The sequence below is a fragment of the Gymnodinialimonas sp. JB5-7 genome (assembly GCF_055693405.1).
On the sequence record NZ_JBVFUX010000012.1, the window covers coordinates 1,354,508 to 1,381,154 of the forward strand.

The following is a 26,647-nucleotide window of genomic DNA, read 5'->3' on the forward strand; positions in this document are numbered from 1 at the left end:
GATTCGGTTCAGCCGAATTTTGCCCCTTCAGGCTAAGAGCGAACTGCATAAATACAAATTTATAATACTTCACAAAACGAAAGCTGAGCTTATGGTTTGGTATGAACATCACCCAACTCACCGTCTTTCGAGAGGTCATGGACAGCGGTTCCATCTCTCAGACCGCAAAGAAACTCGGGCGCACGCAGCCCGCCATTAGTCTGGCCATCAAGAACCTCGAAAAGACGCTGGGGTTATCTCTGTTTGAGCGGCGCGGCAGGCGTTTGTTTCCCGTCCCGGAGGCGCAGTACCTGATGACGGAGGCAACCGAGATCCTTGATCGCCTGGCGACCGTCTCAAGTACGATGAAGGAGTTGAAGTCAGCCGAAACCGGGAGCTTGAATGTCGCTGCAATGCCCGGCCCATCAGCCTACATTTTCCCGCGATTCATCAGCGAAAATGTCGGCACTGGCACAGACTTCCAAACCACGATTTCATCTCGCAGTTCGCCGCAGATCAGGGAGCTGGCGAGGACGCAAAGCATCGATTTCGGGTTTGCGGATTTTGATGAACCTGCTGGACGCAACCCGCAGTACACGTCGCACGTGATCAGCGCGAATTGCTATTGTGCGCTGCACCGCGAACATCCGCTTGCGCGCAGCGACAGCGTGACGATTGCAGATTTGGATGGAAGAATCCATCGGAACGCTGAATGCAGACCACCCATTCTCGCGTAAGGTGGTACAGGCCTTTCAGAATGAGGGGGCCAATTTCGTATCAAAAATCGCGGCACAGTTCTTCTTGCCCCTGATCCCGTTCATCAGCGCCGGGCACTGCTCTGCGATCATTGATCCCCTAACCGTTGTAGCCGAGCGCGAGATGAACATCGCCAAGGGCCAAATCGCGTTTGTGCCGTTTGAGGCTCCCGTCCGCTATACCTACGCTCTGCTGACGCCTGCCCTTCGCCCGCCGTCTCAGCTTGCCATACAAGTCCGGGAAAAGTGGATGAGCACACTTCTGAACATGTTGGAGGATATCGGTGCCTCGCCGCAACTTGGCGTTCATTCAGCTACCGAGGAGTAACTCGGCCAACTCGGTTTGATAGGCAAACAGCGATGCAAGCCCCCCGGTGTGGACAAAGAGCACCTTGCTGCCTTCCGCGATATCGCCGGTCTCCACCAATGCCGGAACGGCGGCAAAAACCTTCGCGGTATAGACCGGGTCAAGTATCAGCCCCTCCGCGCGTGCCGCCATTTTCATAGCGTCAAGCGCCGCAGGGCCAATTTGCCCGTATCCCGGGTTCAGCGCGCCGTCCCAGATTGAGATGAGGTCAGACGGGACGTGTTCGAGTTGGGAGCTCAGCGGCGCAAGGTCATCCAGAACCCTTCTGATCCGCGCCTGCTGCAGGTTTGCGTTTCGCCGAACGCAACTTCCAATGACGCGTCCGTTGAACCCGTTTGAGTGGAGCCCTGTCAGCAATCCGGCATGTGTCAGCCCGCTGCCTGACGCAACAACGACCACGTCGAAATCCGACATCTGATCCATGATTTCCACGGCGGCTTTCACATAGCCCAATGCACCAATCGGTGGATGGCCGAGCCCCAACGGAATGACGTAGGGGCGGCGGCCTCTTGCGCGTTCCTGATCTGCTCGCTCATGCAGGGCGGCATCCGCCCCGGCCTCATCTTCCCCTTCGGCATAGTGAATGACCTCAGCACCAAGAAGTTGGTTCAGCAGGACATTTCCAGATGTTTGATAGTGCGTGCCACGATCGGGGACACGATCTTCCAGTTGAACAATCGTTCGCATCCCGAGGCGGGCTGCCAAAGCCGCAGCCGTGCGCACGAAGTTGGATTGGACGGCACCTGTGATCAGGATTGTGTCGCTGCCCTCAGCGATTGCGGCGCCAAGGTAGAAATCCAACTGCCGCGTCTTGTTCCCACCGAACGTAGGTCCTGCCAGGTCGTCCCGTTTGACCCAAAGATCAATACCCAGTGTCTCGGAAAGACGGTTTAACCGTTCAAGGGGCGTGGGTGTCGTAACAAACCCTGCCTGAGGCGCTTCCAAACCTGTTTCCATCCGGACCAATTTCTTAAGTGTCGGAATTGAGCTGCATCGACTTTTGCCTATCACGATTCGAAGGCCCCGTAGTTCGAATTCAAAAGTACCCCTCAAGTGCGCCTTGGCGTCGTTTGCAGGACCAAAAGCAAAAGGAAATGCGCGCCGCCCTCCGGGTGACTTGCAGCGTGCTCCTTCAATATCCGCGAAGCGGATCCACGATATTGACGAGTGTCTCGCCCCGCATCCAACGGCCGAGATTGTCCAGGAATAGCCGGAACGATGCTTCTTCCCATCCCGGAAAGACCGACGAGCAATGTGGCGAAATGATAACGTTGCCGAGCAACCAGAGCGGGCTGTCCTGGGGCAGGGGTTCGGTCTCGAAAACATCGAGTGCAGCCCCCGCCACATGCCCTGTCTTCAGCGCGTCAAACAGGGCCGTCTGATCCACCACGCCGCCGCGCGAGACATCCGCGAGGATCACACCAGGCTTCATCCTTGCGATTTCAGCGGCGCCTATCAGCCCGCGCGTTGCGGGTACCAGCGGAGTCGAGACGGCAATGAAATCCGCACACGGCAGTAGGCCCGGCAGGTCTTCGGCTGCGTGAACCTCGTCGACATGGTCCATCTTCTGGGGCCGGGCACGGGTCCCAAGTACCGTCATGCCAAATGCGTTGGCGCGTTTCGCGACCGCTTGTCCGGTGTTTCCAAGCCCGACGATCAGAAGCGTCTTACCGGCAAGCGGAGTGACCATGCGCGCATTCCAAAGCCGCGCGGCCTTGTCATTCTGCAAGCCTGGAATATCGAGGGTGAAATGCAGAAATCCGCCAAAGATGAATTCCGCCATCATTCCCGACGCGACACCGGCCGCATTGGTGACAGTGGTTTTCGCGGGGTCCCAATGGCCGAAATGATCGGTGCCCACGCCGCCATTGGCGATCCAGCGCGGGCCGCCGGTATCGAATAGGGCTTTGCGCGGAAATCCCGGTGTCCCGGAGAAGCGAACCGAATACACGATTTCGGGCCGAAAGCGTTCGACCAGGCCGGGCAATGCCTCGTAGTTGTTGCATTCCGAGAATTCTGCTTGTGGGTAGGTGGCCTGCAACAGCCGGGCAAGCGGGGCAGTATCACTGTTGTGCAGAATGATGCGCGGGGTATCAGGCATCGGGATCCTTGATGGGCATCCGCACGAGATGTGCCAGTTCCTCGAATTTTGCGTCAGGCTCTGTCAGCCGTGCGCGCATAGCCCAAAGGGCTGCGCGGCGCGGTGCGGACTGCACGCCGGCCATCACGTGGAATTTCGCCTCAACTTCGCTCAGCTCCATCGGAGCCTCGGGCCCGCCGCGGGCATTTACTTCGCCGGAAGCAAGCGTGGTGCCGTCTTTGAGGGTTACCGTGACATCGGACCACCGACCTTCAGGAAAACGCTGGCTGTACCGGGCCTTTTTTCGAACCGTAATACGCTCCAGTAATGCGGCCACCTTCGGGTCGCTCAAGGTTGCACCGGTAATCTCATTTGGGCCGATTTGTCCGTGCACGACCATAACCGCCAGCGCGAACGGAAGAGAATACTGGGCCTGCGATGTTGTGGCGGGCATCCCAGGAAAGAGGGCTGCGGATTCCGCAAACGTGTTCACCTCGATCGCTGCGACGTCACCAGCAGAGAACCCATGTTCGCGCATCAATCCCGAAAGGGCGTCCAGCGCCGCATGGGCCCAGCGGCAGATCGGATAGGGCTTGATATAATTGCGCTCGATCGTCCAGACCTGACCCAGGTCGGACCAGAAAGGCGTGGCCGCCGCGTCTTCCACGGTGATCGCTGGGGCTCCGGTGAACCCGTCCATCGCCAGAAGTGTGGCCATCGATCCCACCAGCGCCCCCATGCCCGAACCGTCGTGCAGCATGGTCGGATTGGCGATTTCGCGCATCATCTGGCTGCGCGGACCGTGATATTCGGCAATGCCCAAGGCCTGCCGCAGCTGGTCTCCGTTTGCGCCCGACAAACGACATCCCATCGCTGCCACCCCCAACGCGTTCCAAGCCCCTGACGTATGGTAGTCGTTGACCGTTGCATGTAGGGCCATGGCCGCCCGCGCAGCAATCTCATAGGACATCACCAACGCTTCCAATGCCTTGCGTGCGGGCAGATCAGGGCGGCGTTCTGCAAACGCGAATAGGGCGGGCACCACGGCACACCCGATATGGCCCTTGGTCGGGTTGTAGCCGTCATGGGCGTCGAGATTGTCGATTTGTGTGGCTGCGGCAAAAGCAGCCCCGGGGATCGAGGCGCGGCGCCCATCGAACATCATATGTGCCGAGTGTTCCGGTGCGCCGGCATTGTGGAAGGCAAAGGCATGATCGCGCGCAAGCCGCCCCGCCTCCAGATCCGTCGCACCAATTGCCACCCCGACGGTGTCGATCAGCAACGTCGCAGCCATATCGAGCGCGCTCTGCGGAAAATCCCGACCCGACAATGCGAATTCGGCGACCCGGTCACAGTTCATAGCCGCGCCCTTTCCAGAAGTTGCCCGTATCCCGGCAGTGCGTCCCCAATCTCAGCCAATTGCATGGCCTGGAATACCATGGCCTGGTTCGAGCTGATGACTGGCTTGCCAATGGCCTCTTCCAGTCGGGAAATGATCTCGACACTGCGCATGTCGGTACAAGACAGCGCGACAACCTCCGCGTCAGGGTGATCGGCAGCGAGGCCCAGCTCAAATACCGCCGTAGGATCAAGCTCGCCCTGCCCGTAATTGTCCAGCGCTTCGCCGACCTCGGACCGGGCAACGGTTTCAATGCCGGCCTCTTTCAGAAACGCGATGGCCATGTCGTTGATCGCGGACACGTAGGGTGAGGCGAAGCCGATGCGGCTCGCTCCAACAGTGCGCAGCGCATGCACCAAGGCCCCGGCCGCCGTTACTGCCTTGGCGCCGCTTTCGGCCTTGATCCGTTCGGCAAGCGCGCGGTCGAAGGCAGGGCCATGCGTCAGCGTGGCTGAGGTGCAGCCATACAGGATCACGTCCGGGCGCACGCCCTGCAACAGGTGCAGCGGCTCGTCCAGATCCGCCGCGCCGAGCCCGTGCATTTGGTCGGCGTCGGGTATCTCATCCTGATCATACCCGCCCATGCGAGCAAAATGCATGGACACACCATTCGGTCGCAAAAGCGTCATGTCGGGTTCGAGATTGGTGTTCGTAAACGGCACCAAAATGCCAAACCGGGCACGTCCGCGCGAATGGGTCATGGTCTTCTCTCCCCATCCAACGTTCCAGCAGCCCAGCCGCGAAGTCGAGGTCTTGCGCGACACCGATGGTCGCGCGCAGGCAATCGCCAAGCTCGGCGGCGGCCTGTGGTCGCAAAAAGACGCCTTCGCGGCGCAAGGCTTCATCGGCGTTTTGCGCCTCCTCTGCAGTCTCGAACTGGATCAGCACGAAGTTTGTGTGGCTATCGGGAAGGTCGAATCCGGCCTCTCGCAATCGGGCGATGAGGCCATCGCGCAACCCGGCGGTCACTGCACAGGTTTCGCGCATATAGGCTTGGTCGCCAAGCGCTGCAGCGGCGGCGACCTGTCCGGCGACGGAGATATTGTTGGGATTCATCACCTTGCGGATTTCGCCGGCAATTTCAGCCGGAAACAGCCCCCAGCCCACGCGCATTCCGGCCAACCCATAGGCCTTGGAGAATGTGCGCAGGACTACGGTGTCGCCACGTTCCACCAGATCGAACAGGGGCTCCTCCAGATGATCGGCGAACTCTCCATAGGCCTCGTCGATCACCAGCAGGATGTCCCCGCGCAGGCCATCGCGCAGGCGCAGAAGCTCGGCGCGAGGGATGCGGGTGCCGGTCGGGTTGCCGGGATTGGCGACGAACAGGATGCGGGTGTCGGGCCTAACCGCTTCAAGCAACTCATCGACCGAAACATATCCGTCCTGTTCCGGGGCACTGTCAAAACGCGCGCGTGCCAACCCGGCGGTAGCGCGAAAGAACGGGTAGGCATGCGCCGGGGCCAACACCGCGTTCCGCTCATCGGCAAATGCGTGGCTCAGGCAGGCAATCAGTTCCATTGACCCATTGCCACACAGGATCCCTTCCATCGGGATGCCGTGCAGATCTGACAGGGCTGTGCGTAAGTCACCCCATTCCGGATCTGGATAAAGATGCGCCGTTGCCAGCGTCTTCGCGGCGGCCTCGATTGCAAGTGGGCTGGGTGGACGCAGGCTTTCGTTTTGCGACAGCGAGATGAGCCGCTTGCCCAGCGGCGCATCCAGCCGGGCCAACGCGTAAGGCGACATGGCCGAGATATGGGAAACAGACGGGATCATGGGTCGAGTCCGTAAATAGTGCGGGCGGCGTCACGGCTTATCAAACCCTCTTTCAGGTCACGCCGGATGTCCTCGGGGCGGCGTTCCGCCGCGGGGCCAAAGCCGCCCCCGCCCGGCGTTTCAAAAATTAGGGTTTCACCAGCTTTCACCCGAACCTCCCCCTTGCCGGGCAGGTCTGGGCCGGTCTCGCCGATCCGTATACGTCCCGCAGTTCCGTCACCGCCGCCATGTCGCCCGCGCGCGGGGTTGCTCACCCGTTCAACTGACAGGAACAGCAGGAAATCCTCATCCCGCGCCGACGTCACCTCGATATGTTGACCCAGCCCCCTCGGGTGCGGCCGGGTCCGCCACTGTCGGGCTTCAGCTCGCGCCGGGTGATCAGGACGGGCGCAACCGCCTCTGTGGTTTCCACCTGGCTTCCCCAAACGCCCGAGGGAAAGGCGGTGGCCGACAGCCCATCGAGACCGGGACGGGCGCCGGTGCCACCACTGAACACGAGTTCCAGTGCAAACTGTTCATGGGCACGGGAGGCCGCCCCGGGCACGTGGCGCAGCGGCAGGTCGTACATGCAGGAAGCGCCTTCGGCGGGAACCAGATCCGGCAGCGCCTGAGATAGACAACCGTAGATCAGATCGGGGGTCATTTGGCCCAGCGTATGCCGCATGGCAACCGGTGCAGGAGGCTGGGCGTTCAGGATACAGTCCTTTGGTCCGGTGACACGAAAAGGCGCGAGCGAGCCTGCATTGTTGGGAATATCCGGTCCGATGATGCAACGAAGCGCAAAGACGGAATAGGCCGTTGCGTAGTTGAGCGGCACGTTGATGCCTTTGCATGACAGGCCCGACGTTCCGTCGAAATCGATGTGCACCTGGCCGTCGGCGATGGTCAGAGCCGCATGCAGCTCGACCTCTTGCTCATAGCCATCGACTTTCAGCACATTGTGCCAAGTGCCCTTAGGCAGCTCGGCAATTGCTTCGATGGTGCCGCGATAAGACGTGCCGATGATGTAGTCGGCCAGATCGCCCAAATGGTCGATACCGAACTCCTCCATCATGTTGGCGAGCCGCGCTGCCCCGGTCTCACAACACGCAATGAGGGCGTAGATGTCGCCCTCATTGGCGATGGGTTCGCGCGAATTGGCTTTGACGATCTCCATCAGAAGCGTGTTCAGCGCGCCCCCGTCCATCAGCTTGCACGGTGGGATGCGCAAACCCTCGTCATAGATGTCAGCCCCCTCCGGCCCCATGCCGAGACCGCCCAGATCGACCAGATGCGATGTGCAGGAGGTAAAGCCGACCACACGACCCTTGAAGAACACCGGCATCATCAAGAGAAAATCGTTCAAGTGTCCGGAGGCGATCCATGGATCGTTCGTCAGATAGATATCTCCGGGCTTCATGTCCTGAAGCCCGAAACGCCCGCGGAGAGTCTTCACCGCTTCGGCCATTGTGTTGATGTGGCCGGGCGTTCCGGTCACGGCCTGTGCCAGCATCCGGCCCTCAAGGTCGAAAATGCCTGCCGAGATGTCCCCACATTCCCGCACAATGGGGGAGAAGGCAGCGCGGATCAGCGCCTGCCCCTGTTCCTCGACCACGGCCAAGAGACGGTTCCACATGACCTGCAATCTTGTATCTGCCACGTTCATTGCATCGTCTCCGGGTTGCGGGTGAGCCAGATATTGTCACCTCCATCCACGCGGGCTTCAAAATCCGCACTCACGAAGGTGGTGGTTTGCGCCTCGATGATCAGGGCGGGCCCCGAAAGCTTGTCGCCGGGACATAGTCCCGCACGATCGTGGATGGCCGCATCGCGCCAGTCACCGGTGACATCACACAAGATGGACCGGTGACCAACTGGCATCGCTTGCCGGGCCACAGGGGCTTCGGGATAACGCTCCAATGCGCGCGGCTCAGAGGATATCACAACCGCCCAGTTCATTATTTCGATGGTCATCCCTGGCACGGCCCGACTGAACTGGCGGCTATATTCCTGCTCGAATGCTTGGCGGAGACCTGCGATGTCTTCTTCCGCCAGCCTCCGATCAGGCAACGGGATTTCGATCTCATGCCCTTGCCCGTGATAGCGCATGAACGCCTTGCGTCGCTGTTCCAGCGCGCCGTCCGGTGCGCCCGCGCGGACTACGGATCGGGCCTCGTGCTCGATGTCCTCAAAAAACGAGTTGAGGCCATCGAGATCGAGCGTTTCAAGTGTGGCATATCGCGAACGGACGATCTCGAAAGAGACGGGCGCAAACAAGAACCCGACAGCCGAGCCAACGCCGGGGTCACGCGGTATCAGAATGCGATCAACCTGTGAGCGCCGGGCGACCCGGGTGGCATGCAGGGGGCCATTCCCGCCAAAGGCGATCATCAGGCGCGTGCTCAGATCTTTGCCTGACTCGACCGCGTGCATCCGGCCTGCACTCGCCATATTCTCATCCACGATTTCGCTGATCCCGTGCGCGGCCTCCGCGGCCCCAAGCCCCAGTGCCTGCCCTACGCCGCGCTCAAGCGCTGTTGCAGCAGCATCCATATCGATCGCAAGCCGACCTTCGGCGAAGCGCCCCGGTTCAATTAGCCCCTGCATCACATCGGCATCGGTCACTGTGGGCTCCGATCCGCCCTTGGCGAAAGCCGCAGGTCCGGGTTCCGAGCCCGCGCTTTCCGGCCCGACCTGCAAACGGCCCAGCCGGTCCACATGCGCGATGGAACCGCCGCCGGCGCCGATCTCGATCATTTCAATCACAGGGATACGCACCGGCATGCCCGATCCCTTGATGAACCTTGCCGCGCGCGCGATTTCAAATTTCCGCGCGCTCTGCGGGCGGAACTGGTCGATCAGGCAAAGCTTGGCGGTGGTCCCGCCCATGTCGAAACTCAGAACGTCGCGCGCGCCGATCTCGGCGGCAATGCGTGCGGCCAGAATGGCACCGCCGGCTGGACCAGATTCCACCAGCCGGATCGGCAGACGCGCGGCCGTATCCAGCGTGGTCATCCCGCCACCAGCGGTCATCATGAGGATCGGACATTCCAGCCCCTCCTGCGTGAAACGCGCTTGGAAATCCGCCAGATAGTGCGCCATCTGCGGCTGGATGTACGCATTGGCAATGGTGGTCGAGAGACGGTCGAACTCACGCGCCTCGGGGCTGACTTCATGCGAAAGAGAGATCACCAGATCGGGTAGCGCAGCTTGCAAGAGGTCACGTAATCTCAGCTCATGCACCGGGTTGGCATAGGCATGCATCAGGCAGATCGCCACCGCACCGGCGCTGCTTTCAGTGAGGTGCTGGATCAGTCTGGAAGCAGCCGCCACATCCAGCGCCTTCAGTTCTCGCCCCTGCGCATCAAGACGCCCGCCGATCGTGAAGGATCGCGATCTCGGCACGATCAAGTCGGGTTTGACCAGATTAATGTCATATTGGCTGTACCGGCGCTCATAGGCGATCTCGAGGATATCGCGAAACCCTTCGGTCGTGACGGTCGCCACGATAGCGCCGCGACGCTCGATCAACGCATTGGTGGCCAGTGTGGTGCCGTGGATGAACCCGGCAATCTGCGCCCAGTTCGCCTTTGCCGAACCCAGCACACGCCTGACCCCTTCCAGCGCTCCAAGGGTCGGGTTGTCGGGCGTGGTTGGCGTTTTGGTTGTGGCGAGTATCCGACCATTGCCGCTTACAAGGACCGTATCGGTGAATGTTCCGCCGATATCGACGGCAAGGCGAAGCCCGTTACTGTTGCGCATGGAAAGCCGACCAAAAGCGGAAAAATGGGAAAGTGAACGTGGGCCCGGACCCTCAGGATCCGAAGCGGAAAACAACCGCGGTCACGTCAAACGACCAGATCACATCCGGTTGCCCGGCGCCCCAGATCCACCCTTTTGCTTTGAGCCAGCATGCAACGGCCTTCCTGCATTTCGCTACCCAGGACGCTGCCTGAGACCAAAAACGGTTGTCAACAAAAAGCGCATCAATCCGGGAGACACGTGCGCTTGGTCAGCCAGCAAAGCGATTCCATCGTTGTGATAGGCATCAAAGCTCGAAATTCGCTGGAAGAAACGCAGTTTCGTTACGCTTGCGCAGGCAGGCACGCTTCGGCCCGCAACGCCAAACTTTCGCGGAGACCGCAGAAATTAGGCGGGCGACGAATTTTCTCTAAGCGGACCAAGTCATGCATTGGCATGCTCGCCCGTTTGAGTGAGCGCCTGGTTGAAACCGCTTCCTGTGAGCGTTGCGGAGGGAGGTTTATGCGGGGCTGTGGCGGCACGCCAAGGTCACTGGCGCGGGCGTCGTTGCCCGCAACGTTGCGCTAGTTGTTTCTCAGTCATTCATAAGACTGTAAAAATGGAATCCATTCATGAGATTTTGGGAAAAGTGGTGCGCTGAAGGGACTGTGATTGAGGGCTTAAGAATATGAAAAATATTGCGCTAAAACAATTGAGTTGTGAGGGGCACCGCCAAATATACCCCCAGATACATTTGCGACGGCCGCCCTAGCCCTGATAGTCGGCCGACTGATCAGGCAGAGACCTGGAATAATGCTAGCATATCGCCTCACAGACTGTCTCAACGGCGCAAAGCCGACGGTGATGCTCTTCCATGGGTCGCCCATCAGGCTCCACCATGCCGCTGTTCGAGAAGGGTGCAGCTATTATGGTCGTTACGGGACAGCAATATGGAACACACAGTTCGCGACGATCGCTACTGATCAGAATCCGAGTTGGGTGGATCATCGTAGACTGACCACCCGAAATCTCCATCGCTCGAAGGCAGGTCTTCCTGCCGCGTGTTTCTTGCCAAATAGGCTTTAGCGATGAAGTTTGCCGTAATCGGTGCAGTTAGAAAGAGAAACAAAGAGATCAGCAACTCATGAACAGAGATGTGTCCGGTCTCCATGTAGAAGAAGATCATGGACGCAATAAGGACCCCGCCAACGCCCAGGGTCGTGGCCTTGGTCGGGGCGTGCAGGCGTTGCAGCGTGTCTTTGAGTTTCACCAACCCATATGAACCGACTAAGCCAAAAAGCCCGCTGACAACGAGGGCGATTGAGATGAGGAGTTCTGCGGCAAAGCTCATGCGTTCATCCTCACTCGATAATGTCGCCGCGCAGCAGAAAGCGGCAATAGGCGACGGTTGAAACGAACCCGACCATGGCGATCAGCATTGCAGCCTCGAAGTAGATCGCCGTGCCCCGCCACACGCCGTAAAGCACCAACAGGGCGATCACGTTGATCACCATGGTGTCCAGCGCCAGGATACGGTCGGCGTCGTCTGGCCCCACGGCCATGCGCCAAAGGTCCAGGATCAGGGCGATGCCATAGCAGCCTGCCGCGAAGAAAAGCGCGTATTCGATCATGGGAAAATCTCCAAAAGACGGCGCTCGTACCGGGTCTTGATCTCGTCACGGATCGCATTGGGATCATCGGTATGCAGGCAGTGCACAAGGATGGCGCGGCCATCGGCCGCCAGCGTCGCCGAGACTGTCCCGGGGGTCATCGTGATGGTGCCCGCTAGGACGGTGATCGCCTCAGCCGAAGTGAGTTCAAGCGGGATCGGGATCCATTGCGAATTGATCGTGGTCTCGCGCTTGAACAAGATGATTGCGGCGACCTGGACGTTGGCCACGATGATATCCCAAAGCACGACCAAAACGTATTCCACCGCCTTCAGAGGCCGGGCAAGGGTCGGGCGGTCCGGCCAATAGGCCGCCGTCAGCATCGGGATAATAAGGCCGAAGCTGGCGCCCAGGATCAGGTTGCCCAGGGTGAAGGTGTTCACGAGGCCAAGCCAGACGAGGATCAGCATCAGGCTGAGCAAGGGATGAGGGACAAGGCGTCTCACCATGGTCAGTGCTCCTCCTCGGCATGTTCACCATGATTTTCTTCACTGCCGTAATCGGTCGTGTCCGCCTCAACCTCAGGTTCAGGTGGGGTCAGGACAGCGTCGACGTAACCCGCACGGTCAAACAATTGCTCAGACGTCCCTTCCAGGTAGGCAGTGACGGGCCCCGCGAAAGCCGCGAGTGCCGCCAGCCCGGCCAAGGCAACCATGGCCGGGGCAACCTGTCCCGCCGTTGCGGGCGCCTGGGCGTCAGCTTTGTCTGCCTTTGGGTCCGCCTCAGCGTCCGCCGGACCGGCCATTGCCGTGGATTTCCAGAACAGGATACTGCCCGCCCGCGCGAAGCCCACAATGGTCAGTAACGACCCGACCAGGATCGCGGACCAGGCCCATCCGATCACTCCCGGCTCCCGTAGGGCGTCGAGGACAAGCAATTTTCCAAGGAAGCCGCTGAGCGGGGGCATGCCTGCCATGGCAATTGCTGCGGCAAAGAACAGCGCCGCGAAAAGGCCGTTTTGAACCGTGGGCGGCTCTGGCCGCAGGGCATCTGTCGCGCGGCGAGTGACGACCAGATCAGCCACGAGGAACAGACAAGCCGCCGCGAAGGTCGAATGGACCATGTAGTAAAGCGCCGCCAGCGTTGCGACTTGCGAGAAGACCGCAACGGCCACCAGCAGAGTTCCCATGGAGCCCACAACGGAAAACGCGATCAAGGGCATCAGACGGCGCGCGCCCAAGACGCCAATCGCCCCAACGGCAATCGTCACAATGGCCGCTGGGAACAGCCACGTCGCGGCCAGATCTTCTGTCGCGGAGATGCCCGGCCCGAAGGCAGTCGTGTGGATCCGCAGGATCGCGTAGGCGCCCACTTTGGTCATGATGGCAAAGAGCGCCGCAACCGGTGCAGGGGCGTTTGCATAAGTGGCGGGCAGCCAGAATTGCACCGGGAAGAGTGCTGCTTTCACCGCAAAGACGATCAACAGCAAGATGACTGCCACGCGGACGAGGGCGGCCTCCTCCGCCGGGATCTCGGCGATGCGCACGGCCAGATCGGCGATGTTGAGCGTCCCGGTTGAGGCGTAAAGCGTGCCCAAGGCAAACAGGAACAGGGTCGATCCGGCCAGGTTCATGACCACATATTGCAGGCCCGCCCGCATCCGCGCCTTCCCGCCGGAATGGATCATCAGGCCGTAGGAGGCGATCAACAGGACCTCAAAGAACACAAACAGGTTGAAGATGTCGCCGGTCAGGAAGGCGCCGCAAATGCCCATGAGCTGGAACTGGAACAAGGCATGGAAATGCCGCCCCCGTGCGTCCCAACCGGTCGTGATTGCGTGGATCAGGACCACCATCGCGAGCGCCGAGGTTAATAGCACCATCAGGGCCGACAGCCGGTCGAGCACGAGGACAATGCCGAACGGCGCAGGCCAGTCCCCAAGCCTGTAGACATGGGTCGTGCCATCCGCCGCCATGGTCGCAAGACCCAGAGCAATCGCCAACAAAATAGCCGTGCCCGCGACCGAGGCCGTACGCGCCAGGGTGATGTCGTGCCGCATCGCGAAGGCGATCATCGGCGCCAGCATGGCGGGCAGGACGACGGGAAGAATGATCCAATGCATCACGCGGCCCCCTCATCCTGGGGGTCGTCATCGTCCGGCTCGATGTCGATCTGGTCGCTGTCCGACTCCAGATAGGCGCCAAGCCCGATCATCACCAGAACCGCCGTCATCCCGAAGGAAATCACGATGGCCGTCAGCACCAGCGCTTGTGGCAGCGGGTCGGTGTAGCTCGCCTCGCCATAGCGCGACAGGATGGGCGATTGGTCAATGGCGAGCCGTCCGCTCGCGAAAAGGAACACGTTTACCGCATAGGACAAAAGCGCCAACCCAAGGATCACCGGGAACGTCCTGAGCCGCAGCAACAAGTAGATCCCACCTGCCGTCAAAACGCCGATACTGCTTGAAACGATCAACTCCATCTCAGCGCTCCGCCTCGTCTTGGGTGTTCTCCGCGGGGTCGTAATCCATCGGATCGACGTTCACCGTCTCACCGGCGAAGCGAGCAATCCGGCTGAGGCTATAGAGCATCAACATGACCGCGCCGAGCACGGTCAGGAACACGCCCAGATCGAACAGCATCGCCGTGGCCAGCTCAAACTCTTCAATCGGGGGGAGGTGCACGTAGGTGTAGGCACTTGTCAGGAAAGGACGCCCCAGAAGCCACGCGCCGACGCCGGTTGCGGCCGCGATCACGACGCCGAGGCCGATCATCGTGTGGTACTCGATCCGCTGCCGTTCCTGCGTCCAAGCGAAACCAGACGCCATGTATTGCATCAGCAACGCAATCGCGATCACCAGGCCCGCGACGAAGCCGCCGCCGGGTTCATTATGGCCGCGCAGGAAGATGTAGAGACCAACGACGATGGCGATAGGCATGAGAACGCGGGTGACAACGACCATCATCAGGGGGTGGCGGTCCCGCGACCGGTCCTGCGAATAATCGGTGTTCTTCAACCGCCGCGCCGCCGGTCCATCCAGCAGCGCATGCATCATTGCGTAGATCACAAGACCCGCGATCCCCAACACGATGATCTCGCCAAACGTGTCATAGCCCCGAAAATCCACCAGAATGACGTTGACCACATTGGTGCCGCCGCCACCCTCATAACTGTTGGCGAGGTGGTAGTCCGAGATCGTCTCGATATCGCGCACCAGGAAGGCATAGGCGAGCGCGGCCACGCCTCCGCCCGCCCCAAGCGCAATGACGCCATCGCGCATCTTAAGGCCCGTGGGGCTCTCCTTCGGGGTCGTCTTCGGCATGAAATGCAGCGCGAGCAGCAGCAGCATGATCGTGACCGTCTCAACCGAGATCTGGGTCAGCGCCAGATCTGGCGCTGAGAGGTAGGCAAAGCCCGCGGAAATCGAAAGCCCGATGATCCCGATCAGCACAAGCGCCCGGAACCGGTGGTGGTGCATGGTCACGACCGAGATCGTGGCCACGATCAACATCACCCACCCCACCGCCATGACCGGCGGCACCGGCAGCAACCCTCGGGTCGGAGCGGACAGACCGCTGGAGGAATAGGCGATCCAGCCGAGGCCCACAGACGCGACGGTGAAAATGGCGAGGTAGCGGCTGATCGCGCCATTATGGGTGTCATCCGAGATACGGCGCGCCGCCGCGACGATGGCTTCAACCAAGCGGTCGAAGATCGCCTTCGCCTCTGGCCGCGGCAAAGCATTCCAGACCCGATCCAACGGCGTGTGCATGGTCAAAAGGATCGCACCGCCGAGCACGGCAATGATCGACATCCAAAGCGCCGGCGTGACCCCGTGCCAGATCTTCAAATGCGGGTGCAGATCGGCGCCGGTCACGGCATTCGCAGCCGCCGTCACGATTCCTTCCGCCAGGAACGGCGCGACCCCGATGATCACAACCAGACGTGACCAGAAGCGCAGGAGCGGCCCACATGCCAAAGGGCGGATCGTGGGGCTTGCTGGGGTAGTCATCCCGCACAGGTCCAAAGAACACATGGAAGATGAAGCGCAGCGAATAAGCCACCGACAGAAGCGCGCCGATCGTGGCCATGACTGGGACGGCGTAGGGGCTGCCCCACCAATCGGTATGCGATGCCTCTTCCAGCATCATTTCCTTCGACAGGAACCCGTTGAACAATGGAATACCTGCCATCGACAACGCCGCGACGGTGCCGATCAGGAAGGTGATCGGCATCAAATGCCGCAAGCCCCCCAACCGTTTGATGTCGCGTGTATGCGTCTCATGATCCACGATGCCCGCCGTCATGAAGAGCGCGGCCTTGAAGGTCAGATGGTTGATGATGTGGAACACGGCGGCGACGGCGGCGGCCTGCGTGCCGAACCCCAGAAGCATCGTCAGAAGGCCAAGGTGGCTCACCGTCGAGAAGGCTAAAAGCGCCTTCAGGTCATCCTTGAACAGCGCGATGAGTGCGCCCAACACCATCGTAATAAGGCCGATCGTCGTGACGATGTAGAACCATTCGTCGGTCCCCGCGAGCGCGGGCCACATGCGCGCCATCAGGAACACGCCCGCCTTCACCATCGTCGCCGAATGCAGATAGGCCGAAACTGGCGTGGGAGCCGCCATGGCGTGCGGCAGCCAGAAGTGGAACGGGAACTGTGCCGACTTGGTGAACGCGCCCAGAAGGATCAGGATCAAGGCAGGCAAGTACAACTCGGACGCGCGGATCTGGTCGCCCGCCTGCAAGATGTCGGTCAGGTTGTAGCTGCCCACGATATTGCCGAGGATCAGCATCCCCCCGATCATCGCAAGGCCACCCGCCCCAGTGACCGCCAGCGCCATGCGCGCGCCTTGGCGACCCTCTGGCAAGTGCTTCCAGTAGCCAATGAGCAGGAAGGACGACAGCGATGTCAATTCCCAGAAAATGAGCAAAAGCAGGATGTTATCCGACAGGACAATGCCCAAGCATCGCCCCTTGGAACAGCAACAAATAGGTGTAGAACTGCCCCATCGGATCGTCGCCCGACAGATAAAATCGGGCATAAAGAATGATCAGTAAGCCCACGCCGAGGATCATCCCCGCAAACAAAAGCCCCAACCCGTCGAGGAAGAACGAGGCCGACAAGCCCAACTGCGGCAACCATTCGAGTTCGGCCTGTATCACCTCGCCCCTCAGGACAGCCGGTGCCAGTACGACAAGCATCGTCAGCGCAAGCGCGGTCGGCACAGCCGTCGCAATCGCACAGGCATTTCGCCCGGCCCGTATCATCAGGCCCGGCAACAGCGCGCCGACAAAGGGCAGTACCGCGATTATTAGAAGGATCGTCCCCGCGAGGCTCATGGTATGGCCTTGTCGTTTTTGGTGGTTATCGGGATTTGTAGCGGGGGCGACGACGCACTACAACCAAACGGTTCTTGCGAGCTCTCCTGCCTTCTGAACGGTTTCTGCTTTTAGGTGTATCTTGTGGCCAATACAGTGACTTCTAAGGATCGCGAACCTGCAGGTTGGCAAGATTTCGGCAAACTGAAAATGTGGTAGTCGGAGTTGAGTGTTTTCGCGATGGCAAGTAGCAGCATGAAAATGCGGCTGATTGTAGGTACGGCCCTGTTTGCGGCGGTTTCAGATAGCGCTCTAGCGGAGCAGATCACGGGTGCAGCATATGTGCGTGACGCCGACACCACTGTGATCTCAAGGACAGAAATTCGCCTGTACGGTGTCGATGCTCCAGAGCCCTACACTCGTTTGGGCCGGCAAGCAGCTATCTTCTTGCATGACCTACTCCAGGGCGAAACCGTGCGATGCGACGTCGAGAATGCGTCAATGGGGGAGCCACTGCTTGGAACTTGCTACATTGAAGTCGATGGAAACTACTCGGACATAGCTGCGATCTTAGTTTCTGTCGGCCATGCATTGGATTGCCAAGCAATATCGGGAGGGCGTTACAGAAATCTTGAGCAACCGGAAGTTAGGTCGCGTTTCACTCCTGCCGAATGCTGTTGAACGCTGAAAACGGCCCAAACCGGACCTTCGCAATGCGATCGGTATGCTGCGCTCGCAGCCCGTTTAGCGGACATTAATGTGCAGCCCGCATTTCAAGACCTATGAAATTTGCGATACAGCGCCATTCCAGCTGTTTGTCGTTGTTTTTTACACAGAGTTCTCATTTACAACGCCTTCGCTTGATCCTGTAGTCCTTTTGGGCTCTGTAACTCGGACAAACGCGAAAATCCTTGCGTAACTAGAAAACTAGGCCCTCTGCAAACCGACAGCACGAGGCGATGGTAGCTGGCTTCGCAATGAGTTTGACCGCAAAACGGCACGTGTTGATACCACCAAGAGAGACGATCCAAAGCCCAAGAGGTTTATTTCGTGAGCTGCCCACTCAGCTCAATTGGATCTCCTTATTCAGTCGTATGTCAGAGTTGCACCGTCATCAGGTGCGATAACCCGCCCCTCGAGGCCGGCACGCGACGCTGCCGACAAAACGTCAGACCGTGTGACTTTACAGTGGCTGATGGCCCCGATGTGATTTGCAACAACGACGCCTTGTGTGAGTTTGGCGATTTCGACCATGTCTGACGCGTTCATTATGACCTCGCCACCGATGTCAAATTGGGCTCCTCCGGCGGGAGCGACAACGACGTCTGGCTTATGCGTTTTCATAAAAGCTATCAGTTCGGAAGTCAGAATCGTGTCGCCCGTAATCAGCAAGGACGGGTGGCCTGGCAGCTGGATAAAATAGCCGACACCGTGCTCCATCAACGCTCCGATCAAGCCGCGACCGTGCGTGCATGGCGTTGTTTGAACTGTTCCATTGAAGAACTGCTGATCCACGCCAAAGGCGCGCCTTAGCGGCAGCGTTTGCAGTCCTTTTTTCGACAGCACATCTGCGTCCTTCTGTGTACACAAGATGGGGAGATTTCGGCTGCGAAACCACCGTGCCCCGGCCCGATCAAGATGATCAAAATGCCCTTTCTGGAAATGAGTGATGAGGCCGTGGGTGGCCGTTTCCATCAGGTCGAATGCGCCGTCTGGCAGCTCGACAGTCGGATTTCGCGCGCGATATTTGAACAAGCGTACCGGAGGAATTGCGTCCTTAACGGCCAGCATCGGATCGACAAGCAGCCGCACGTCTCCAAAGTCGACAAGGAGTGTTGCATTGCGGATTTGATGGATCTTCATCGCGAGTTGTCCTCTTTCAAATCGCGCACAGCGGGCGCTTTCGTGGTCATAGGTGAGTATCCGCAGAGCGCGGAGTCACATCTGGATTGTGAACAGGATCGCGGCGCACGATGCGGGCCGGAACACCAACCGCCGTGCACGCCGCAGGGACGGGTTGCAAGACAACGCTTCCGGCTCCGACCTTACTGTAAGACCCGACTTCGACGTTTCCGATCACGCTTGCACCCGCGCCAATCATGGCCCCCTTGCGGATCTTTGGATGGCGGTCCCCCAGTGTTTTTCCGGTCCCACCTAGCGTCACGTTTTGCAGAATCGTGACGTCATTCTCGACGACAGCGGTTTCGCCGATCACGATACCCGATCCATGATCAAGAAAGACTCCTACACCCAAGCATGCCGCCGGATGTATGTCGGTGCCAAAAACCGCGGATGCACGGTTGGAAAGCCAGAATGCCAGCTCTCGCTTGTTCTCTTGCCACAGCCGGTGCGCAACGCGATGCACCTGCAAGGCGTGGTAGCCTTTGAAGTTCAGAAAGGCATGCAGATGGCTCGAGCAGGTCGGGTCCCGCATGTAAGCCGCAACAAGGTCCTGCACCGCATCGAACGCAACGGACGGATGCCTGGCCACTACGCTTGTAAACATCTCTACATAGCGGTCTTTGGGGCATTCCGCGCTCGCAAGCGCGACCGACAATCGGTTTCCCAAAGCATCCTGAAACGAACCCGCGCTGAGGATCACTCTACTCACGATGCGAGAAAGAAACGGTTCCGCCGCGGTCAACGCGCGCGCATCCCTTTGGACATAAGTCCAAACCTCACGCATCAATCCGTCGTCATGGGCCAAATCTGCCATCAGCGGGCGACTTTCTGGTTTCGCGCGGTGGCCGTCGGCATTGATGAGGGTGTCTGATCTATCTGCCCTGGGGCATGCATACCCGTGGATGACCCCGACGTCAGAACGGCAAGCCCGGCCACCACCAACACAAGGGCCAGGGCATCGGCAACATCAGGAACCTGCCCCAAGACGGGGATTGCCAGCATTGTTGCTACGCCAGGTGTGAGGGCCGACAGCGTGCCTGCCATATCGGGGATCAACACTAGGCCACGACTGAAGGCGTATAAAGCTAGCAATCCAGACAAGACCCCTTGGAACAACAGCTGAAACGTCACATCCGACAATGACGCTTCCCGCAAATTGGACAGGTCGGAAAGGAACCAAATCGGAAGTAGGACAGCACAAGACAAAGAGCCAACGACCGCTGTTGCAAGAAATGACGAAACCGCCGTTGATTGCATGGTCACGGTAAAGCTGGCCCAGCAAAGCGCGCCTGTCAGGAAAAGAACATGCCCGCGCCACAAATCCTCGTGGCCGAAGGGATCGGTCCCGTGCAAGAGGGTTGTCGCCGCGCCGGACAGGATCAAGAGTACGGATACCCACTGCCGCATGCCCAGTCTCCGAGCGAGGAACACCACACCAAGCGCAAGGGCGAAGACAGGCATGAGCCTCGGAACAAGCGCACCAGCGTGTGAAACGGGTGCATGGCTCAGGCCCAATCCGACAAGAAAGATGAATGGAGCGCCGTATGCCGACAGACACAAGCATCGCACCAGACCAAGGCGTACAATGTCTTGCCGGTGGCGCCAAAGAAACGGTGCTAGCACCAGCGCCGGAATCAGCGCCCTAAAGACGGCAAGGTCGGCGAGCGAAAGTGCAGTGGTTTGACCCGCCGATGTCAGCACGAGCCAACTGGACCAGATTAGAACCGCGACGGACATCCACACATATCCCCTGAACCGCGACGACCTTGGACGAGTGCGATTCATTGCCGGCATGAATCGCCACGCTGGTGCATGGTGAACTGCGCTACGCGCGGCAAGTTCCGGCCATGTCGCTTGTTCGCAGATCGCACAGGCATCAGATTTCCCATCAGCTTAGTCCTCCTCCTGACATTTGACCTGCTCTGCGCTGCTACAAGCCGCGATTGAGACAAAACACGATTTCCGCACAGTAAAGATCGAAGAAGAGGGCGCCGAATGCGTCGGAGGGCAGGCTCAGCATTCGGCGCTCCACGGTGCCTTGAGGCCTGGCACTGTTACTCGCGCTCAGCGCGAATGTCGCTCACTTGGCGGCCTTGTATGCCCCAGTTTTCGAGCGGCACCTCATCGATCACAACAAACGTTGTGGCTGGATCCTTGTTGAGGACGATCTTTAGCAGATCGGTTACGCTAGAAATGAGCTGGGCCTTCTCCTCAGCCGTTGGGCCGGTGCCATCTGTGCCGCCTTCCTGCGTCACCTTGATATTTACGTAGGGCATAGTGTTACTGCTTTCTTTCGACGAACGAGAAAACCTTTGTCAGCACGCGCCAACCTTTCTCGGTTTGAATGATTGTCAAAAGGTCCTGATAGTTGCGGCCCATCATGGTCATCCGCGCTTCGACAAGACCGATCTGATCCCCTTTGAAGGTGATCCGTTCGATCACCTCTTCTCGGGGGTCACCGCGCGACGACGGCGGGGTCCGGGCGTCGATCCGGGCCATATAGTCCTCGAGCCCCATTTGTTCATAGGTCCCCGCCGTACCATTCACATAGGCAAGATCAGGGTGGAACACGGTGCGCAACACCGCACTATTGGACTGATAGAGCCCATCGAAATAGCGCTGCATCAGGTCCTTCACGTGGGCTTCGTGTTGTTTGGTCATCACGCCAGCCCCTCGGCCTTGAACGCAGCCTGAGCAGATGGACGACCAGCTATCCGATCCACGTAGCGTGACAGATGTGGCCAAGTCGCAAGGTCGATGTCTTTGAAGTTGGCCCAGTAGGCCATGACAAACGTGTAGGCGTCGGCCACCGAGAAAGTGTTGTCGACCAAATAGTCGCGCCCGTCGGACAAGACGGACTCAAGGTAAGAAAGCTTCCCCTTCACCTTGTCCCGGGCCGCTGCCCTTTCCGCATCTGTTGTGGCGTCGTTGAACAACGGTCCCCACGATTTGTGTAGTTCTGCTGCCGCGTAGTTAAGGAATTGCTGTAGTCGCGCGCGTTCGATGGTGCCAAGAGCTGGCGCATAGGCATTTTCCGCGTTGTTATCTGCGAGATACTGGAGGATGGCTACACCTTCGACCAGGATCTCACCGGTATCAGTTTCGAGCGTGGGCACATAACCGTTTGCGTTGATGTCAATGTAGTTGCGTCCACTGTCCGTGACCCCGGCTTTGGTATCGACGGACTCAATGTCAAAGTTTGCCCCGACGTCATGCAGCATGATGTGGCTCGCGAGTGAACAAGCGCCGGGTACATAGTAGAGTTTCATAGCAGGCTCCGTATTGCGTTGAGCCTAAGACGTAGTTGCCAATCCAACAAATTGATAACATCGAGTTTTCATGGTTATGATCCAAAGAATAGATCATTTGGAGCGCATCATGACGCTGAATCAGTTGGCCGCATTCGAGGCGATCGTCGCGACAGGAACCTTTCGTGCAGCTTCGGAGCGCCTGAACAAGGCACAATCTGCGGTCAGTCATCAGATTCGGAAACTGGAGGACGAGCTGCGCTTTGACCTTTTTCTCGGGAAAGCTACCGCCCAATGCTGACTGCTGAAGGTGAAGTGTTTCACCGTGAAACCTTGAAGGTGCTGCAGCAATTCCGTGCGCTGAAAGTAACGTCCGATAGCCTAGCAGGCGAGTTTGAACCGATTGTTCGTGTCGCTGTAACCGCGACGCTGTCACTCGACCCGTTTCTTGGCCTGCTGGCCGACGTGGGCGGGCGCTTTCCAAGTACGCATATCCAGGTCGCCAGCGAAATGATGGGCGGGCCGATCGCCCGCCTCATGCAAGACGAGGCAGACCTGGTGATCGCGGGACTGGACGGAGTGCCAATCGAGCAAGTCGAGACCTTGCCCGTAGGTTCCGTATCCATAGTCCCGGTGGCACATAAGGAATACCCCGTCGCACAATCGCCAGGCATCCGCGCCCGTGCCGAGATGCAGGGATATACACAGGTCGTCGTCGCTGGAACGGGCGGTCGAGCTTTTGAACAAAGCCGCGACGTCATTCCAACGGCGCAACGATGGACGGTCTCGGACTTTGCCACAAAGAAATCCGTCATTAAGGCGGGTCTTGGATGGGGCGGCATGCCGCGCCACCTCATCGAAGACGACCTTCGCAATGGCGAACTGATCGAGCTGAAAGTCGAGGGGTTTCCGACCCGGCATACAGAGATTTTCGCTATCCGGCGAAAGGATCAGGTCATGGGGCACGTCGCGTCTGCAATCTGGTCAGAACTCGGAACGGATGACACTAGTGCTGTGCCGCTCGCTTGAGGTGTTCAAGAAGTGCTGAAACTCTGCTGGGGAGGTGTTCGGTCTCAGGATGGACGGCATGGATGACGGCGTCATCGCGCCAAAAATCCTCCAGAACCGGCACAACTCGCCCTGAGGATATCGAGTCATCAAATCCATCCTCAACCATGTAGGCCACACCCAAACCTGCTTCGCAGGCGGCGCGAATGGCAGGACCGGAGTTGAAGCGCAGCCGGCCATGAATTGCTACCTCCCGCCTGCGCCCGTTCTCGGTAAATGACCAGGAATTGGTATGTGTCTTGATGCATTCATGATGGCGGAGGTCCGCCGGTCTTTGCGGTTTGCCATGCTCCTCTAGGTACTGCGAGCTGGCAGCGGCCACGCGCCGTCGCGCCACAAGTGGGTGAAATGTCAAGCCGGCCCGGTCGCTGGTGTCTGCCCGGATCGCAAGATCGTAGCCGTCGTTTATGATGTCGACCCACCGAGGACTGAACTCGACGTCCAGTTCGATATCAGGATGATCGCAGGCAAACGTAGCCAGGGCCTCGGCCATAAAGCCGCTCTCAAAAGACCCTGTTGGTGCGGCGACGCGCACGCGACCAGACAGCGTCACCTGCCCAGAGCGCACTTCGTCTAAAGCCAGATCCAAGTCCTGAGAAATTCGCTCGCAGTGCTGTCGCAACCGTTGACCCGCGTCAGTCAAACGCACAGACCGCGTTGTACGCTGAAAAAGAACAACACCAAGTTTTGCCTCAAGACGCTGCACCTGCCGACTGACATGTGGCACCGACACATCAAGAGCACGGGCCGCACCTGTGAAGGAGCCCGCAAGAGAGACTGCCAGAAATTCGCCAATTCCGTCGGCTTTCATTGTTTCTCCAAGGTAAATATCAATTGCCAAATGCTAGACTAATATTTTTTCTGGGAAATACCAGTTTCTCTTTCATCTGAAAAAAAGGAGAGAGATAGACTATGGCGAATTCCCTTTTCGACCCGATTGAGTTGGGACGGTACACACTGAAGAACCGGATACTCATGGCACCGATGACGCGCGGCCGCTCTGACGCCGACGGTGCCCCACAAGACATCGTTGCCCAGTATTACGGTCAGCGGGCCGAGGCTGGTCTGATTATCACCGAAGCGGTGGCCGTCAGCCGAATGGGTCATGGCTGGCCGGGCGCGCCCGGACTATATACCGACCACCAACAAACCGAATGGGCCAAGGTCGCAAACTCCATTCACACCGCTGGCGGACGGGTCTTCATGCAGCTCTGGCATATGGGCGGTGCCGTCATTCCCGATTACATCGACGGAGCTCAACCTGTCGCACCGTCAGCCGTCGCGCTTTCGGGGGAAATCCCGGATCGCCAGGGCAACTCAACAGCGTTCGTCACGCCACGCGCTCTGACTCGAGCTGAGATCGCGGACGTTGTTCGCGACTTCTTAAACAGCGCGGAGCGGGCCGTCGCAGCAGGAATCGACGGTATTGAAATCCATGCAGCGAACAGCTTCTTGATCGATCAGTTCCTGCGCGACAGCACAAACCGTCGCACCGACGAGTACGGTGGCACCGTCGCAAATCGCGCGCGGTTACTGCTTGAAATCGTGGACGACATGGCAGCGCGCATCGGCGCGGCCCGTGTCGGTGTCCGGATCTCGCCGACCAATGCCGTCTTTGGGATTTCCGACAGTGATCCTAAGGCGTTGTTTTCCCATGTCGCTGCGGCTCTCTCACAAAGAGAACTGGCCTATTTGCATGTGCTCGAGCCATCCAACGAAAGCGAAAGCTTCATGGCGACCGCCAATCCCACTTTGGCGGATCATTTGCGGCAGGCCTATTCGGGCACGTTCATTCTCAACGGTGGCCTTGACCTCACGGCTGGCACGGCGGCGCTCGATGAAGGACGCGCTGATGCTGTGGCAATGGGCGCGCCCTTTATCGCAAATCCCGATCTCGTGACCCGCCTTGCCGAGGGTATTCCTCTCGCCGCGCCGGACCAGTCCACGTTCTACACGCCAGGTCCAGAGGGCTATTCGGACTACCCGAACGCCCAAACCGCCGCGGCCTGACACCCGGCAATTTTTACCCACAGACACCGGTTCTTGTACCAACTTGGCCGCGTTTCTTGCGCGGCTGCCACTGACCATCCAACACCAGAAAGGATAAACCATGAAACTCTACCACATCCCCGGAACCTGCTCTTTGGCAGTTGAAGCGATGCTTCAAATTGCGAACATTCCTCATGACACAGTGTCACTAGCGTTGTTTGAAGAGAATGCAGACCACAAGGCCGCCAACCCACTCGGCAAGGTTCCGGCGCTTGATACAGGCGATCAGTCACTGGTCGAAGGCGCGGCCATCAATCTCTGGCTTTCCGCGCGGCATCCGGAAACGGGGATGATGCCTGATCTGGCGTCTAACGAAGGGGCACAGGCGCTGCGCTGGCTCATCTTCGGATATGCAACGATCCACCCGGCATGGAGCCGCGTCTTTATGCCATCGCGTTTCATCAACGATCCGGATCAGGAAGCGGCCGTCAAATCGATCGCCGAAGCGGACCTGCACAAATACTTCAGCCTCGTGGCGGACCAGGTTCGTGACGGCGGTTTCGTCGCGGGGCAAGATTTGACGCTTGCTGATCTTTATCTCGGCGTTTGCCTGCACTGGGAAGTGCATCTCGAAGAGAAGCTCACAGAGGCCTTCCCTGAGCTCGCCAGCTATTTGTCCCGCGTAAAGGCAGACCCGCGCCTTGCGACTCTGTACGGAGATGAGTTTGCCAGTGCGGCTTGATCCCCCGAAACGGGCTCTCGTGGTTCTGGCACATCCTGAACCGCAAAGCTTCAACGCCGCCCTTGCGAGGGCGGCGGTATCCACATTGGAGAACAATGGTTGGAGCGTAACATTTACTGACTTGTATGCGACGTCCTTTGACCCCGTGTCAGACCGCAAGAACTTTTCTAATCCCAAGCCATCGTCGCAAGTTCTTCGGCTGCAGACTGAGGAACGGAGCGCGGCCGAAACAGGAGCCTTCGTTCCAGTCCTCGCGCAAGAACAGGACAAGATGCTGAATGCCAACCTGGTCATTTGGCAGTTTCCGCTTTGGTGGGGAGGAATGCCTGCGATCATGAAAGGCTGGATCGACCGTGTGCTCGCCTCTGGTGTTGCCTATGGCGGAGGTCGCAAGTTCGACACTGGCGTTCTACGCGGGCGCTACGGCCTTTTGTCACTGACCACCGGTGGCGCAGCGGAGACATTCGACGCCCAGGGGTTCGGAGACATGGATCAGGTGTTGCATCCAATCCGACGCTGCATCCTCGAATTCGTGGGGCTCATAACACTTCGCTCGCAGGTCGTCCACCAACCGGAAATGCTCCTCAATCATCAGCGCACCGCAGAGATTGAGCTTTGGAAAGACCGCCTATCTAGGATTGAGTCTGAGTTCGCCCAGCGCGGCGTTGAGGATTGACCCAAAAGTCA

At 59.1% G+C, this 26,647-nt stretch carries 26 protein-coding genes and 2 pseudogenes; 8 read left to right on the plus strand and 20 right to left on the minus strand.

The window, feature by feature from the left end; genetic code table 11:
* Positions 1–101: 101 nt before the first annotated feature.
* Positions 102–716: a LysR family transcriptional regulator gene (locus ACZ1HK_RS15145; protein ID WP_472629393.1), complete on the plus strand. Its 615-nt coding sequence runs from the start codon at positions 102–104 to the stop codon at positions 714–716.
* On the plus strand, positions 667–1,062 hold the full coding sequence (locus ACZ1HK_RS15150; RefSeq protein ID WP_472629394.1) for a type 2 periplasmic-binding domain-containing protein: 396 nt from the start codon (positions 667–669) through the stop codon (positions 1,060–1,062). The genes ACZ1HK_RS15145 and ACZ1HK_RS15150 overlap by 50 nt, the downstream gene beginning before the upstream one ends.
* Here ACZ1HK_RS15150 and ACZ1HK_RS15155 read toward each other — a convergent pair.
* From ACZ1HK_RS15155 to ACZ1HK_RS15215, 13 genes and pseudogenes are all read right to left on the minus strand, one after another.
* Positions 1,045–2,058 (minus strand): D-cysteine desulfhydrase family protein, encoded by a 1,014-nt coding sequence (locus ACZ1HK_RS15155; protein ID WP_472629395.1) that lies wholly within the window; start codon positions 2,056–2,058, stop codon positions 1,045–1,047. The genes ACZ1HK_RS15150 and ACZ1HK_RS15155 overlap by 18 nt on opposite strands.
* Before the next feature lie 175 nt (positions 2,059–2,233).
* Positions 2,234–3,202, minus strand: a complete 969-nt coding sequence (locus ACZ1HK_RS15160; protein ID WP_472629396.1) for a D-2-hydroxyacid dehydrogenase — start codon at positions 3,200–3,202, stop codon at positions 2,234–2,236.
* Entirely contained in the window at positions 3,195–4,541 is a 1,347-nt protein-coding gene (locus ACZ1HK_RS15165) for an MmgE/PrpD family protein (RefSeq protein WP_472629397.1), read from the minus strand. The genes ACZ1HK_RS15160 and ACZ1HK_RS15165 overlap by 8 nt, the downstream gene beginning before the upstream one ends.
* Entirely contained in the window at positions 4,538–5,179 is a 642-nt protein-coding gene (locus ACZ1HK_RS15170) for a maleate cis-trans isomerase family protein (RefSeq protein ID WP_472629398.1), read from the minus strand. The genes ACZ1HK_RS15165 and ACZ1HK_RS15170 overlap by 4 nt, the downstream gene beginning before the upstream one ends.
* The gene (locus ACZ1HK_RS15175; RefSeq protein WP_472629399.1) at positions 5,151–6,359 is read right to left on the minus strand and encodes a pyridoxal phosphate-dependent aminotransferase; all 1,209 of its coding nucleotides are present in this window, start codon (positions 6,357–6,359) and stop codon (positions 5,151–5,153) included. The genes ACZ1HK_RS15170 and ACZ1HK_RS15175 overlap by 29 nt, the downstream gene beginning before the upstream one ends.
* A pseudogene (locus ACZ1HK_RS15180) lies at positions 6,356–8,004 on the minus strand (hydantoinase B/oxoprolinase family protein). Before ACZ1HK_RS15180 ends, ACZ1HK_RS15175 begins: the two are co-directional and overlap by 4 nt.
* Positions 8,001–10,100, minus strand: a complete 2,100-nt coding sequence (locus ACZ1HK_RS15185) for a hydantoinase/oxoprolinase family protein (RefSeq protein WP_472629400.1) — start codon at positions 10,098–10,100, stop codon at positions 8,001–8,003. The pseudogene ACZ1HK_RS15180 and the gene ACZ1HK_RS15185 overlap by 4 nt, the downstream one beginning before the upstream one ends.
* A 955-nt stretch (positions 10,101–11,055) precedes the next feature.
* Positions 11,056–11,430: a Na+/H+ antiporter subunit G gene (locus ACZ1HK_RS15190; protein ID WP_472629401.1), complete on the minus strand. Its 375-nt coding sequence runs from the start codon at positions 11,428–11,430 to the stop codon at positions 11,056–11,058.
* A gap of 10 nt (positions 11,431–11,440) precedes the next feature.
* The gene (locus ACZ1HK_RS15195; protein WP_472629402.1) at positions 11,441–11,710 is read right to left on the minus strand and encodes a K+/H+ antiporter subunit F; all 270 of its coding nucleotides are present in this window, start codon (positions 11,708–11,710) and stop codon (positions 11,441–11,443) included.
* Positions 11,707–12,198 (minus strand): Na+/H+ antiporter subunit E, encoded by a 492-nt coding sequence (locus ACZ1HK_RS15200; RefSeq protein ID WP_472629403.1) that lies wholly within the window; start codon positions 12,196–12,198, stop codon positions 11,707–11,709. The genes ACZ1HK_RS15195 and ACZ1HK_RS15200 overlap by 4 nt, the downstream gene beginning before the upstream one ends.
* Positions 12,199–12,200: 2 nt before the next feature.
* On the minus strand, positions 12,201–13,814 hold the full coding sequence (locus ACZ1HK_RS15205) for a monovalent cation/H+ antiporter subunit D (protein ID WP_472629404.1): 1,614 nt from the start codon (positions 13,812–13,814) through the stop codon (positions 12,201–12,203).
* Positions 13,811–14,170, minus strand: coding sequence for a Na+/H+ antiporter subunit C (locus ACZ1HK_RS15210; protein WP_472629405.1), 360 nt, complete (start codon positions 14,168–14,170; stop codon positions 13,811–13,813). The genes ACZ1HK_RS15205 and ACZ1HK_RS15210 overlap by 4 nt, the downstream gene beginning before the upstream one ends.
* A gap of 1 nt (position 14,171) precedes the next feature.
* Positions 14,172–17,032, minus strand: a pseudogene (locus ACZ1HK_RS15215) (monovalent cation/H+ antiporter subunit A).
* A gap of 240 nt (positions 17,033–17,272) precedes the next feature.
* Between ACZ1HK_RS15215 and ACZ1HK_RS15220 the strand changes: the two are divergent.
* Complete coding sequence (locus ACZ1HK_RS15220; RefSeq protein WP_472630847.1) at positions 17,273–17,692, plus strand: thermonuclease family protein; 420 nt, start codon at positions 17,273–17,275, stop codon at positions 17,690–17,692.
* Between the two features lie 405 nt (positions 17,693–18,097).
* On the opposite strand, the gene ACZ1HK_RS15225 is transcribed toward ACZ1HK_RS15220, so the two are convergent.
* From ACZ1HK_RS15225 to gstA, 6 genes are all read right to left on the minus strand, one after another.
* Positions 18,098–18,874 (minus strand): MBL fold metallo-hydrolase, encoded by a 777-nt coding sequence (locus ACZ1HK_RS15225; protein ID WP_472629406.1) that lies wholly within the window; start codon positions 18,872–18,874, stop codon positions 18,098–18,100.
* A gap of 46 nt (positions 18,875–18,920) precedes the next feature.
* Complete coding sequence (cysE, locus tag ACZ1HK_RS15230) at positions 18,921–19,727, minus strand: serine O-acetyltransferase (protein ID WP_472629407.1); 807 nt, start codon at positions 19,725–19,727, stop codon at positions 18,921–18,923.
* Positions 19,727–20,707, minus strand: a complete 981-nt coding sequence (locus tag ACZ1HK_RS15235; protein ID WP_472629409.1) for a DMT family transporter — start codon at positions 20,705–20,707, stop codon at positions 19,727–19,729. Before ACZ1HK_RS15235 ends, cysE begins: the two co-directional genes overlap by 1 nt.
* Before the next feature lie 260 nt (positions 20,708–20,967).
* Entirely contained in the window at positions 20,968–21,189 is a 222-nt protein-coding gene (locus ACZ1HK_RS15240; RefSeq protein ID WP_472629410.1) for a tautomerase family protein, read from the minus strand.
* A 4-nt stretch (positions 21,190–21,193) separates the two neighbouring features.
* A complete protein-coding gene (locus ACZ1HK_RS15245) occupies positions 21,194–21,574 on the minus strand; it encodes a nuclear transport factor 2 family protein (protein WP_472629411.1) in 381 nt (126 codons plus the stop codon).
* Positions 21,574–22,182 (minus strand): glutathione transferase GstA, encoded by a 609-nt coding sequence (gene gstA, locus ACZ1HK_RS15250; protein ID WP_472629412.1) that lies wholly within the window; start codon positions 22,180–22,182, stop codon positions 21,574–21,576. The genes ACZ1HK_RS15245 and gstA overlap by 1 nt, the downstream gene beginning before the upstream one ends.
* A 97-nt stretch (positions 22,183–22,279) precedes the next feature.
* Here gstA and ACZ1HK_RS15255 point away from each other — a divergent pair, with 97 nt between their 5' ends.
* Entirely contained in the window at positions 22,280–22,462 is a 183-nt protein-coding gene (locus ACZ1HK_RS15255; protein WP_472629413.1) for a LysR family transcriptional regulator, read from the plus strand.
* A complete protein-coding gene (locus tag ACZ1HK_RS15260; protein WP_472629414.1) occupies positions 22,456–23,190 on the plus strand; it encodes a LysR substrate-binding domain-containing protein in 735 nt (244 codons plus the stop codon). The genes ACZ1HK_RS15255 and ACZ1HK_RS15260 overlap by 7 nt, the downstream gene beginning before the upstream one ends.
* On the opposite strand, the gene ACZ1HK_RS15265 is transcribed toward ACZ1HK_RS15260, so the two are convergent.
* Positions 23,168–24,070 carry a LysR family transcriptional regulator gene (locus tag ACZ1HK_RS15265; protein ID WP_472629415.1) on the minus strand — a complete coding sequence of 301 codons (903 nt, stop codon included), beginning with the start codon at positions 24,068–24,070 and terminating at the stop codon, positions 23,168–23,170. The two genes, ACZ1HK_RS15260 and ACZ1HK_RS15265, sit on opposite strands and share 23 nt — an antisense overlap.
* A gap of 71 nt (positions 24,071–24,141) precedes the next feature.
* Between ACZ1HK_RS15265 and ACZ1HK_RS15270 the strand changes: the two genes are divergently transcribed.
* The 3 genes from ACZ1HK_RS15270 (at position 24,142) to ACZ1HK_RS15280 (ending at position 26,636) form a co-directional block, all read left to right on the plus strand.
* Positions 24,142–25,239, plus strand: a complete 1,098-nt coding sequence (locus ACZ1HK_RS15270; protein WP_472629416.1) for an alkene reductase — start codon at positions 24,142–24,144, stop codon at positions 25,237–25,239.
* Between the two features lie 100 nt (positions 25,240–25,339).
* A complete protein-coding gene (locus ACZ1HK_RS15275) occupies positions 25,340–25,960 on the plus strand; it encodes a glutathione S-transferase family protein (protein ID WP_472629417.1) in 621 nt (206 codons plus the stop codon).
* Complete coding sequence (locus tag ACZ1HK_RS15280; protein ID WP_472629418.1) at positions 25,938–26,636, plus strand: NAD(P)H-dependent oxidoreductase; 699 nt, start codon at positions 25,938–25,940, stop codon at positions 26,634–26,636. Before ACZ1HK_RS15275 ends, ACZ1HK_RS15280 begins: the two co-directional genes overlap by 23 nt.
* Positions 26,637–26,647: the final 11 nt, after the last annotated feature.

Coding starts and splice junctions, on each gene's coding strand:
- ACZ1HK_RS15145 (WP_472629393.1), top strand. CDS start 102: ATGAACATCACCCAACTCACCGTCTTTCGAGAGGTCATGGACAGCGGT.
- ACZ1HK_RS15150 (WP_472629394.1), top strand. CDS start 667: ATGGAAGAATCCATCGGAACGCTGAATGCAGACCACCCATTCTCGCGT.
- ACZ1HK_RS15155 (WP_472629395.1), bottom strand. CDS start 2,058: ATGGAAACAGGTTTGGAAGCGCCTCAGGCAGGGTTTGTTACGACACCC.
- ACZ1HK_RS15160 (WP_472629396.1), bottom strand. CDS start 3,202: ATGCCTGATACCCCGCGCATCATTCTGCACAACAGTGATACTGCCCCG.
- ACZ1HK_RS15165 (WP_472629397.1), bottom strand. CDS start 4,541: ATGAACTGTGACCGGGTCGCCGAATTCGCATTGTCGGGTCGGGATTTT.
- ACZ1HK_RS15170 (WP_472629398.1), bottom strand. CDS start 5,179: ATGCATTTTGCTCGCATGGGCGGGTATGATCAGGATGAGATACCCGAC.
- ACZ1HK_RS15175 (WP_472629399.1), bottom strand. CDS start 6,359: ATGATCCCGTCTGTTTCCCATATCTCGGCCATGTCGCCTTACGCGTTG.
- ACZ1HK_RS15185 (WP_472629400.1), bottom strand. CDS start 10,100: ATGCGCAACAGTAACGGGCTTCGCCTTGCCGTCGATATCGGCGGAACA.
- ACZ1HK_RS15190 (WP_472629401.1), bottom strand. CDS start 11,430: ATGAGCTTTGCCGCAGAACTCCTCATCTCAATCGCCCTCGTTGTCAGC.
- ACZ1HK_RS15195 (WP_472629402.1), bottom strand. CDS start 11,710: ATGATCGAATACGCGCTTTTCTTCGCGGCAGGCTGCTATGGCATCGCC.
- ACZ1HK_RS15200 (WP_472629403.1), bottom strand. CDS start 12,198: ATGGTGAGACGCCTTGTCCCTCATCCCTTGCTCAGCCTGATGCTGATC.
- ACZ1HK_RS15210 (WP_472629405.1), bottom strand. CDS start 14,170: ATGGAGTTGATCGTTTCAAGCAGTATCGGCGTTTTGACGGCAGGTGGG.
- ACZ1HK_RS15220 (WP_472630847.1), top strand. CDS start 17,273: ATGCGGCTGATTGTAGGTACGGCCCTGTTTGCGGCGGTTTCAGATAGC.
- ACZ1HK_RS15225 (WP_472629406.1), bottom strand. CDS start 18,874: ATGAAGATCCATCAAATCCGCAATGCAACACTCCTTGTCGACTTTGGA.
- cysE (WP_472629407.1), bottom strand. CDS start 19,727: ATGGCAGATTTGGCCCATGACGACGGATTGATGCGTGAGGTTTGGACT.
- ACZ1HK_RS15235 (WP_472629409.1), bottom strand. CDS start 20,707: ATGCCGGCAATGAATCGCACTCGTCCAAGGTCGTCGCGGTTCAGGGGA.
- ACZ1HK_RS15240 (WP_472629410.1), bottom strand. CDS start 21,189: ATGCCCTACGTAAATATCAAGGTGACGCAGGAAGGCGGCACAGATGGC.
- ACZ1HK_RS15245 (WP_472629411.1), bottom strand. CDS start 21,574: ATGACCAAACAACACGAAGCCCACGTGAAGGACCTGATGCAGCGCTAT.
- gstA (WP_472629412.1), bottom strand. CDS start 22,182: ATGAAACTCTACTATGTACCCGGCGCTTGTTCACTCGCGAGCCACATC.
- ACZ1HK_RS15260 (WP_472629414.1), top strand. CDS start 22,456: ATGCTGACTGCTGAAGGTGAAGTGTTTCACCGTGAAACCTTGAAGGTG.
- ACZ1HK_RS15270 (WP_472629416.1), top strand. CDS start 24,142: ATGGCGAATTCCCTTTTCGACCCGATTGAGTTGGGACGGTACACACTG.
- ACZ1HK_RS15275 (WP_472629417.1), top strand. CDS start 25,340: ATGAAACTCTACCACATCCCCGGAACCTGCTCTTTGGCAGTTGAAGCG.
- ACZ1HK_RS15280 (WP_472629418.1), top strand. CDS start 25,938: ATGAGTTTGCCAGTGCGGCTTGATCCCCCGAAACGGGCTCTCGTGGTT.